Here is a 9,124-nt window from a genome sequence, read left to right on the forward strand (position 1 = left end):
GCGGCGGGCGAAGGCTACCCTCTCTTTTGCCGGGCGCGGCTTATGTGATCCCTGCCGGCTGCGCTTCGCCCGAGACCTTTCCGCCTGCGCCTGCCGACCGGCGCCACCCGCGATCGACGCTTGCCGAGGGCAGTGCCGCCCTGCCATTCTCCTTTCGATGGTCCTCCTCGCGGAGGCTAAGAGGGAACACGGTGCGATGCCGTGGCTGCCCCCGCAACTGTCAGCGGTGAGCCCGCGCCGAAGGCCACTGGGGGCAGACCCTGGGAAGGCGGCGATGGGCGAGATGAGCCGCGAGCCAGGAGACCTGCCATCGCCCGAGGTCTCGAGAGCCGCAGCGGGCGGGGTGTTCCGCTGTGCCGGCCTGACCTCCGGCTTCGCAGGCGGGAGAGGGCGGTTCAGGCTCGCGCAGACGGCCTTTCGCTGGAGGACAAGTCTTGTCCCGTCTCATCGATCCGCGGCTGCCGCGGCCGCCCGGTCTCTCTCGCCGCATCGGCGCTGTCTATGCCTTGCTCATCGCCGCCAATATCGCTGCCTGGGCCTGGGCGGCACTCGCTTTCCGGGGCAGCCCGACCTTGCTCGGCCTCGGCCTGCTCGCCTGGGGGTTCGGGCTGCGCCATGCCGTCGATGCCGACCATATCGCCGCCATCGACAACGTAACCCGCAAGTTGATGCAGGAGGGCCGCCGCCCGGTAACGATCGGGCTCTATTTCGCGCTTGGCCATTCCGCGGTCGTCGTCATCATCGCGGCGCTGGTGGGGGTCGCCGCCGCGGCGATGGAGCATCGCATGGGCGGCTTGCGGAGTTGGGGAGGCCTGCTGTCCACCCTCGTCTCCGCGCTCTTCTTGTTCCTCATCGCCGGCATCAACATCGTCATTCTGCGCGGGCTGTGGCGCAGCTTCAACCGTCTCCGGCTCGGCGGGCAACTGGAGCCGGCGGAGATGGAAGCGCTCGGCCCTCCAGGCGGGCTGCTGGCGCGGCTGTTCCGGCCGCTCTTCCGCCTCGTTTCGAGCCCGCTCCACATGCTGCCGCTTGGCTTCCTCTTCGGGCTCGGCTTCGACACGGCGACCGAAGTGAGCCTGCTCGCGATGTCCGCGGCGCAAGGGGCGCAGGGGTTGTCGATCGCCGCAGTGCTCGCCTTCCCCGCGCTCTTCGCCGCTGGCATGTGCCTGGTGGACACGACCGATGGCATCCTCATGCTCGGTGCCTATGACTGGGCTTTCGTGCGCCCCATCCGCAAGCTCTACTATAATCTCACGATCACCCTGGTGTCGGTTCTCGTGGCCCTCGCGGTCGGCGGTATCGAGGCGCTCGGCCTGCTTGCCGGCCAGTTGAAGATGAGCGGCGGGCTCTGGGATGTCGTCGCCGGCTTGAACAGCAACTTCAACGATCTCGGATTTGGGATCCTCGCGATCTTCATCGCGAGCTGGGGTGTCTCGGTACTCGTCTATCGGCTCAAAGGGTTCGACAAGCTCGATAGCGCGGCCGGCTCATGAGCCTCGCGGGCGGGACCATCCGTCGCCCATGGTCCCGCTTTCGGCGCCCGGCGCGCGGGGCCGGCCGCCGCCTTCAGTATTGTGAAGCGGCGGCGGCGCCGAGGATCGCCCCGATCAGCCCGCTGGCGATCGCCACCAGGTAGAACTGGTTGTTGTACTGCACCCATTGCTGGCCGGGCGGGGGCGGATAGAGCCCGCGGTAATGATGCCAATCATGCACCACCGCGTAGCGCTGCCCGGGAGGGATGCGTTCCCCCCGTCCCCAGCCGTAGCGCGGGCCGGGCGGCGGCGGCGGGCGGCCATGCTCATAGCCATGGTCGTGATCCCAATGCGCGTCGCGATGATCGTAGCCTCGCTCCTGTTGGTAGCCGGGCGGCCCCGGCGGGGCGCCGTGCCAGCCACCGGGCGGCGGCGGCCCGCCGGGTCCATGAGGACCGCCGGGTCCGGGCGGGCCACCGGGGCCGCCATGCCACTGGCCGGGTGGTGGCGGAGGCGGCGGCTGCTGCGCCAGGGCGAGCGGCCCGCCGAGCAGGCTGAAGGCGAGTGCCGCGGAGATGACGCGCTTCATCGGCAGATCCTTAGGTGTGCGTTCTCTATCCAGATCGGTCGCTCCGCCCATCTGGCAAGGAGCGGCCCCCAGGCCTTGAGCAACCAAGACCTTGCGAAGAGCCGGGACCTTGAGGAACCGGGCGGCACCTGCTCTTCTCGGCCCGGACGAGGTCGAGATTGCGGCACCGACCGTTGAGAAGTGCAACCGGCGAGGGGAAACGAGGCATGCGGGTGGCCGCGATCGGCGAATGCATGGTGGAACTGCGTGAGGAGGCGGATGGCCGCTTCGCGCGCGGTTTCGGCGGAGATACGCTCAATACCGCGATCTATCTCGCCCGCCTCGGGGTCGGGGTGGATTATGTCACGGCGCTCGGGGATGATCCCTGGAGCGAGGAGATGGCGGCCGCCTGGCGGGCGGAAGGCGTCGGCACCGATCTTGTTCTGCGCTGCGCGGGCGCCATGCCGGGGCTCTACGTGATCCAGACCGATGCGCGGGGCGAGCGGCGCTTCCTCTACTGGCGGGATTCGGCTGCCGCCCGCCGCCTCTTCGCCTTGCCGGAAACGCCCGCGATCGTCTCCGCGCTCGCCGCCCGCCGGCTCGTCTATCTCTCGGGCATCAGCCTCTCGCTTTATGGCGAGGCCGGGCGCGCGGTGCTCTTCGCGGGGCTGGCGGCCGCCCGCGCGGCCGGCACGCTGGTGGCCTTCGATACCAATTTCCGCCCGCGCGGCTGGCCGGTGAAGGCGGAGGCCGAGGCGGCCTATGCCGCGGCCTTCGCGCTCGCCGATCTGGTCTTCGCCTCGGCCGAGGATCTCGCGATGCTCTACGGCGAGGGCGCGGGCGCGGCACAACTCGGCAAAATGGCGGCGCGTGCCGAGATCGTGTTCAAGGAGCCGGACCTCGCCTGCCGGCTTTTCCTGCCCGATGGCCAGGAGCTGCGCGTGCCGACCGAGCGGCAGCCGCAGGCGGTCGATACCACCGCGGCGGGGGATAGCTTCGCCGCCGGCTATATCGCTGCCCGGCTGGGCGGGGCGGCGCCGGAGGCCGCGGCCCAGGCCGGGCATCGGCTGGCAGGCCGCGTCGTATGCTATCCGGGCGCCATCATCCCGCGCGCGGCGATGCCGCCCGCCGCGGCATGACGGGGGTGCGCCCCGGCATGCGGCGCGGCACCGCCGCTCACGGCCCCCTTGTGCTGACGATGACCGATCATCACCTGAATGACGGCCCGCCGGGGTGAGGGGGCAATAACCCATGAGCATGGACGCGCATCTCCAGACCATCAATCTGCATGAGCTGCTGGTCCGTGAGGTCGTGGACTACGCGATCTTCATGCTCGATGTTTCCGGCCGGGTCGTGACCTGGAATGCCGGCGCCCGGCGGATCAAGGGCTATGAGGAGGCGGAGATCCTCGGCAGCCATTTCTCCCGCTTCTACACGCCCGAGGATCGGGCCGCGGGCCTGCCCGATGAGGCGATTGAGACGGCGCGCGCCACCGGGCGCTTCACCACCGAAGGCTGGCGCTGCCGTAAGGATGGCAGCCGCTTTTGGGCGATGGTGGTGATCGACGCCATTCGAGACCAGGGGCGGCTGGTCGGCTTCGCCAAGGTGACGCGCGACCTGACGGAGCGGCGGGAGGCGCAGCTCGCCCTCGAAGCCTCGCGCGAACAGCTCTTCCAGGCCCAGAAGATGGAGGCGGTCGGGCAGCTGACCGGCGGCCTCGCGCATGATTTCAACAATCTGCTGACCGGCATCATCGGCAGCCTCAGCTTGATGGAATCGCGGCTGGCGAGCGGGCAGACGGCCGAACTGCCGCGCTACATCGCGGCGGCGCAGGGCGCGGCCGGGCGGGCGGCGGCGCTCACCCACCGGTTGTTGAGCTTTGCCCGCCGCCAGACGCTCGAGCCCGTTCTGGTGCAGATGGAGCGCCTGCTCCTCGGCATGCAGGATCTCCTGCAGCGTTCGGTCGGAGAGGCGGTAACGCTCGAGATCGCTTGCGCGGAAGACCTCTGGCCCGTGCTGTGCGATGCCAATCAGCTCGAAAGCGCCATCCTCAACCTCTGCATCAACGCCCGGGATGCGATGCCGGAGGGTGGGCAATTGGGCATTCGCGCTGGCAATCTTCCCGCGGGCGCCGCGCCGGTCCGCGCGGCCGGGTTGGCGGAGGGCGACTATATCGAGATCACGGTCGCGGATAACGGCACCGGCATGACGCCCGAGGTGCTGGCGCGGGCCTTCGATCCCTTCTTCACGACCAAGCCGATCGGCCGCGGCACCGGCCTTGGCCTCTCGATGATCCATGGCTTCGCCAAGCAGTCGGGCGGAGGCGCGACCATCCGCTCCAGCCTCGGCGCCGGCACGGTCGCGGCGATCCTGCTGCCCCGCGCGCCCGCCACCGCTGCGAGCGGGAGCGCGGAGGCTGCCCCAAGGGGGTAGTTACGCGGGGCGAGCCCGCGCATGACGGCCGGCCCGGCGCTAGCCGGGGAAGAGTTCGGCATTGACCCGGAAGGCCGCGCGGCAGGCCGGGGTATCCCGCTCCGTCGCGTAGTTGTTCTCGCAATGGATGAGCTCCCGCAGGAAGGCCTTGTGATCCGCGCGGTAGTGGGCGGCATTGCCGTCCGAGCAGGCGGCGAGGGAGAGCAGGCAGCCGGCGATGATGATGCGGAGAAGGTTTCGCATGATCGGTCTCCCTCAAGGCAAGCGCGGCGCGGACGGCCGTTCAGAGGATGAGCGCGGTGGCGTAGAGGCCGAAGCCGAACACGGTATGGGCGAGCAACCCAAGGCAGCGGGTAAGCCAGGGGTTGGGTGTCGCGGATCCGGCCCAGCCGAGCCCCATGCCGGGGAGCAGCAGGAACCAGCCGGCCGTGATGGTGACGATGCCCCAGATCCAGGCGGGCAGGAAGCTCGGGTGCAGGAACCAGGTCGGGCCGACGATGAAGGCGAAGATCACCCCATAGAGCAGTCCGACCGCGTAATGGGCGATCCAGCCGAAGGCGCGCTCCTGCGGGTGGGCGTCCGCCGCGCGGATATCGGGGTGAAACACCCGGCCCCGCCCGAGATGCCAGAACCAGCGGCCGACCGGGCCCCAATCCGCCCGGCTCCGCCCCGGCAACTGGCCGAGCAGCAAGTCCCACAGATCCATCAGAATGGTCGCGCCGAGGCCGATGATGAGCCCGCGCACCAGAAGTTCAGACATTCCCGGCTCACGAAGCATGACGTGGCCGAGATTGCGGCAGCCGCGCCCGCGCCGCAACTGCGGCCGAGAAGGGTTCCCCGGGCGCCACGCTCGCACGCGCGAGAAGCGGTTGAAAAAAGCGCGCCGGCTCGGTCTAACTATTGCCGGGCCATCGCGGCGCCACCCAAGGGAGAATGAAGCATGTCGATCAGCAGGCGTGGGCTCGTGGTGGCCGGCCTCCCCCTTCTTCTCGCGCCGGGGCTCGCGCGCGCGCAGGCGGCGGGCGATGCTCCGGCCGTGATCACGCAATTCTACGGTGTGCTGGAGCAGGTGATGAAGGCCGGGCGCCACACCCCCTTCACCCAGCGCTTCCAGCTATTGGCGCCGGCGGTGGACCAGGCCTTCGATCTCGCGGGCATCCTGCGCGTCTCGGTCGGCGCCTATTGGGCCAGCCTGCCGCCCGCCCAGCAGCAGGCCCTGCTCGCCGAGTTCCGTACCTTCACGGTCGCGAGCTACGTTTCGAACTTCCACTCCTACAAGGGCCGGGTGTTGACCGTCTCGCCGACGACCCGCCCGGTCGGCACCCAGCAGGTGGTGATGACGACGATCCAGAAGCCCAACCGCGCGGCGCTCCGCATCGACTATGTGATGCGAAACGAGGCGAGCGGCTGGCGCGTGGTGGATGTGCTGCTGGACGGCACGATCAGCCGGGTCGCGACCCAACGCTCGGACTTTTCGGCCAATGTCTCCCAAGGCGATGCGAGCCGGCTGATCGCGCTGCTCAAAAGCAAGATCGCGACGCTCTCGAACGGCGCGATGAGCGGCTGAGCCGCAAGCCCGGCCGGGGCTGCGCTCAGCGCAGCATGGCAGCGACATTGCCGCCATCGACGGTGATGATATTGCCGGTGGTCTTGGCGAGGCTCGCGGAGGCGAGGAAGGCGGCGGCGACATCCTCCGCCGTCACCTCCACCCCGAGCAGATTGCCCGCCATATAGGCTTCTTCCGAAACGCCGCGTGCGGCGGCCCGCGCCGCGATCATCGCCGGGGTCAGCAGGCCGGAGCGGATGCGATCGGCATTGACGCCATTGGCGCGGATGCCCTCCCCGCCATGTTCCAGCGCATATTGGCGCAGCAGCGCGAGCAACGCCGCCTTGGCAGTGCCATAGGCGCCGAAGCCGCTCCCCGGATTGACCGCCTGTTTCGAGACGTTGAACAGCAGCACGCCGCCCATCTTCTGCCGCCGCATGATGCCGATGGCGGCCTGTGCCGCCGCCTGATGGGCGAAGAAGTTCAGATCGAAGCTGCGGCGGAGCACCGCTTCGGGCAGATCGGCCATCATCCCGCCTTCCGCCATCCCGGCATTGGAGACGAGGATATCGAGCCCGCCGAAAGAGGCGGCGATCGCCGCGAGGCTGCCGGATGCCGCCTCCGGCTCGGTCAGATCGCAGGGGAAGGCCCGCGCGGCGCCGCCGATGAGGGCCGCCGTCTCGGCCGCGGCCGCCGCGTCGCGGTCGATCACAGCGACCGTGGCGCCTGCCGTCGCGAAGGCGCGGGCGATCGCCCGGCCGATGGTGCCGCCGCCCCCGGTGACGGCGACGATGCGCCGCGCGAAGGGCTTCTCCGCCCCGCGCCCGAGCTTGGCCTGTTCGAGCGACCAGTATTCCATGTCGAAATGATCGGCCTCGGTGATCGAGTGGAAGCCGCCGAGGCTTTCCGCATCGAGTACGGCATCGATCCAGGCTTCAGCGACATCGGCGGAGACCGCCGCCTCCGCGGCCGATGCGCCGATACCGAGGATGCCGAGGCCGGGCAGCGCCAGAACCCGCGGCAGCGGGTCGAGCGGGCGCTTGATGCCCCCGACCCGCGCATTGTGGCGGGCGAAATACTCCTGGTAGCGGGCGGTGAAATCGCCGATCGCGGCCTTGGCCTCGGCGGTCCACCCGGCGAGATCGGCCATGCGCGCGGCCGGCAGCAGGGCAGGGGCGGATTTGATGCGGATGACCTGCTCGGGGGTCGCGACACCGCGGCGCGCATAATCGGCCAGCCCCTCGCCATCGACGAAGCGGCGGATGCGCGCGCTGGTGCGGAGGTGAAGCAGCCAGTGGCCGGGCACGCCCAGCCTCGCCGCCTCGCTGGCGAGCAGTCCGCGCAGGATCGGCAGGATCGTCGCGGCTACCGGCGGTTCGTCCGGCAGCACGACCGGATGCAGGGCAGCGGAGGCGCGGCCCTGGGCGGCGACGTAGTCCTCCATGAGCGTGACCATCTCGATCATCCGCCCATAGGCCTCGCGCGCTGTCTCGCCCATGGCGAAGATGCCGTGCTTGGCCAGCAGCAGGCCTTCCACCCGTGGGTTCCGCTCGAAGACCGCGGCCGCGGCTTTGGCAAGCTGGAAGCCTGGCATGATATAGGGCACGAAGCCCACCCGGCCGCCGAAGATGCGGCCGCAGACTGCCTCGGCATCGGGAAGGCAGGCGATCGCGGTCGAGACCACGGAATGGGTGTGGTCGATGAACTTATGCGGCAGATAGGCGTGCAGCAGCGTCTCGACCGAGGGGTTCGGCGCGCTGGTATCGAGGAGGTTCTGCCGCTGGGCGTTGACCATCTCCTCGTCCGACAGCGCCGGCAGGGCGCGCAGCCGCTCCAGCGGGGCGCGGCGCACGGCGGGGTGGCCTTCGGGCTCGATCACCGCGAGATCGCGCCCGCTGCCCTTGATGCAGAGCACCTCGACCGGCGCGCCGAAGAGATCCGGCAGGGTGGTCTTGACCGAGGTATTGCCCCCGCCATGCATGACGAGCCAGGAGACGCGGCCGAGCAGCCGGGCGGAATAGGTGCGGAGTGCGAGATCCTCGCCCACCCCGCGCGCGGCATAATGCGCGACGGTTGCCTGCGCCTCTTCCTCGGACCACAGATTTTCCATGCGCGCCGGCCACCCTGTGCTGAACGATGCGGTGGAGTTACGGGCCGCGCGCGGGGGGTGTCAAATTCTGCCGCGGGCCCGGTGGCGAGGCTGGTCAAATTGACCGGCCTGCCCGCGCGCGCCTATCCTCGCTGCTCTCGCGGAGGTCCGATCGATGCCATCCTCTCTCGCCCGCGCCTATGACCTCACGGGTCAGGTCGCGATCATCACCGGTGGGGCGCAAGGCATCGGGCTCGGCATCGGCCGCCTGCTCGGCGAACAGGGTGCGCGGATCGTGCTCGTCGATCAGAACCCGGCCGTCTCGGAAACCGCCGAATCACTCGGCCGGGGCAGCTACGGTCTTCCCGTCGATGTGCGGGATGAGGCGGCGGTGCATGCGGCGGTGGACGAGGTGGCGGCCGAAAACGGCCGCATCGATATCCTGGTCAACAATGTCGGCATCGCCCCGATCGGCCCCGCCGCTGCCTTTCCCCTCGCGCAATGGGATGCGACCTTCGCGATCAATCTGCGCGCGGCCTTCATCTTTTCCCAGGCGGCGGGGCGGCATATGCTGCCGCGCGGCTATGGGCGCATCATCAGCCTCGCCTCGCAGGCCGCTCTCGTGGCGCTCGAAGGCCATATCGCCTATACCGCCAGCAAGGCCGGGGTCATCGCCATGACGAAGGTTCTGGCGCTGGAATGGGGCCCGCTCGGCATCACCGCCAATACGATTTCGCCCACCGTCGTCAATACCGCGATGGGGCGCGAGGTATGGGCCGGCGAAAAGGGGGCGGCTTTCCGCGCCAAGATCCCGGTGGGGCGCTTCGGTGAGGTAGAAGAGATCGCCCATGCAGCGCTCTATCTGGCGAGCGCGGCCGCCGGCCTCGTCAATGGCGCAAACCTCGTGGTGGATGGCGGCTACACGATCGCCTGATCCCCCGCGCGGAGGCTCGCAGACGAAAAAGCGCCCCTCGCGGGGCGCTCGCAGCCTGTATCGGGCCTGGATGGGTGGGCGG

At 69.6% G+C, this 9,124-nt stretch carries 9 protein-coding genes and 1 riboswitch; of the genes, 5 read left to right on the forward strand and 4 right to left on the reverse strand.

Annotated elements, in window-relative coordinates; translation table 11 throughout:
• The first annotated feature begins 141 nt into the window (after positions 1–141).
• Positions 142–326, forward strand: a riboswitch (cobalamin riboswitch).
• Positions 327–434: 108 nt separating this feature from the next.
• On the forward strand, positions 435–1,493 hold the full coding sequence (locus ACYQ7X_RS06010; protein WP_459695955.1) for a HoxN/HupN/NixA family nickel/cobalt transporter: 1,059 nt from the start codon (positions 435–437) through the stop codon (positions 1,491–1,493).
• 73 nt (positions 1,494–1,566) lie between these two features.
• Here ACYQ7X_RS06010 and ACYQ7X_RS06015 read toward each other — a convergent pair whose 3' ends face one another.
• Complete coding sequence (locus tag ACYQ7X_RS06015) at positions 1,567–2,061, reverse strand: RcnB family protein (RefSeq protein WP_459695956.1); 495 nt, start codon at positions 2,059–2,061, stop codon at positions 1,567–1,569.
• Positions 2,062–2,267: 206 nt separating this feature from the next.
• On the opposite strand from ACYQ7X_RS06015, the gene ACYQ7X_RS06020 reads away from it, so the two are divergent.
• Together ACYQ7X_RS06020 and ACYQ7X_RS06025 are read left to right on the forward strand one after the other, a co-directional pair.
• Positions 2,268–3,179 (forward strand): sugar kinase, encoded by a 912-nt coding sequence (locus tag ACYQ7X_RS06020; protein WP_459695957.1) that lies wholly within the window; start codon positions 2,268–2,270, stop codon positions 3,177–3,179.
• 112 nt (positions 3,180–3,291) lie between these two features.
• Complete coding sequence (locus ACYQ7X_RS06025) at positions 3,292–4,473, forward strand: ATP-binding protein (protein WP_459695958.1); 1,182 nt, start codon at positions 3,292–3,294, stop codon at positions 4,471–4,473.
• 39 nt (positions 4,474–4,512) lie between these two features.
• On the opposite strand, the gene ACYQ7X_RS06030 is transcribed toward ACYQ7X_RS06025, so the two are convergent.
• Both ACYQ7X_RS06030 and ACYQ7X_RS06035 read right to left on the reverse strand, forming a co-directional pair.
• Positions 4,513–4,716, reverse strand: a complete 204-nt coding sequence (locus tag ACYQ7X_RS06030) for an EexN family lipoprotein (protein WP_459695959.1) — start codon at positions 4,714–4,716, stop codon at positions 4,513–4,515.
• Positions 4,717–4,756: 40 nt separating this feature from the next.
• Positions 4,757–5,233: a DUF2938 domain-containing protein gene (locus ACYQ7X_RS06035; protein ID WP_459695961.1), complete on the reverse strand. Its 477-nt coding sequence runs from the start codon at positions 5,231–5,233 to the stop codon at positions 4,757–4,759.
• A 180-nt stretch (positions 5,234–5,413) separates the two neighbouring features.
• Here ACYQ7X_RS06035 and ACYQ7X_RS06040 point away from each other — a divergent pair, with 180 nt between their 5' ends.
• The gene (locus tag ACYQ7X_RS06040; RefSeq protein WP_459695962.1) at positions 5,414–6,040 is read left to right on the forward strand and encodes an ABC transporter substrate-binding protein; all 627 of its coding nucleotides are present in this window, start codon (positions 5,414–5,416) and stop codon (positions 6,038–6,040) included.
• Between the two features lie 25 nt (positions 6,041–6,065).
• Here the strand turns inward: ACYQ7X_RS06040 and ACYQ7X_RS06045 are convergent, their stop codons facing one another.
• On the reverse strand, positions 6,066–8,129 hold the full coding sequence (locus tag ACYQ7X_RS06045) for a bifunctional aldolase/short-chain dehydrogenase (protein ID WP_459695964.1): 2,064 nt from the start codon (positions 8,127–8,129) through the stop codon (positions 6,066–6,068).
• A gap of 154 nt (positions 8,130–8,283) precedes the next feature.
• On the opposite strand from ACYQ7X_RS06045, the gene ACYQ7X_RS06050 reads away from it, so the two are divergent.
• The gene (locus ACYQ7X_RS06050; protein WP_459695966.1) at positions 8,284–9,042 is read left to right on the forward strand and encodes a GolD/DthD family dehydrogenase; all 759 of its coding nucleotides are present in this window, start codon (positions 8,284–8,286) and stop codon (positions 9,040–9,042) included.
• Positions 9,043–9,124: the final 82 nt, after the last annotated feature.

Source organism: Acidisoma sp. C75, assembly GCF_054665095.1.